At 73.1% G+C, this 301-nt stretch carries 1 protein-coding gene; it reads right to left on the bottom strand.

What is annotated here, in order from left to right; all coding sequences use genetic code 11:
- Nucleotides 1–301 (bottom strand): beta-ketoacyl synthase N-terminal-like domain-containing protein (locus LG634_RS37665; RefSeq protein ID WP_308072770.1); only part of this gene is annotated, 301 nt, incomplete at both ends.

Here is a 301-nt window from a genome sequence, read left to right as displayed (position 1 = left end):
CGAGAGCACGCTCGCTGCCGACCCCGTCATCCGCTGACCCTCGGCACCCGCCGGCGTCGACACCCCGTCGTGGTCGCGGAACCCGAACGTCCCCGCGTACACGCCGGTGTTCGAACCGCGGAGCGCGGTGGGGTCGATGCCGGCGCGCTCGAACGCCTCCCAGGAGGTTTCCAGCAGCAGCCGCTGCTGCGGGTCCATGGCCAGCGCCTCGCGCGGCGAGATCCCGAAGAACTCCGCATCGAAGTCCCCCGCGCCGAGCAGGAACCCGCCGTGCCGGGTGTACGAGGTGCCCGGCGTGTCC

The organism is Streptomyces bambusae (assembly GCF_020532645.1).
GTDB classification, from domain to species: Bacteria; Actinomycetota; Actinomycetes; order Streptomycetales; family Streptomycetaceae; genus Streptomyces; species Streptomyces bambusae.
The sequence above is the reverse complement of the archived record's forward strand: the minus strand, read 5'-3'. Positions and strand labels throughout refer to the sequence as shown.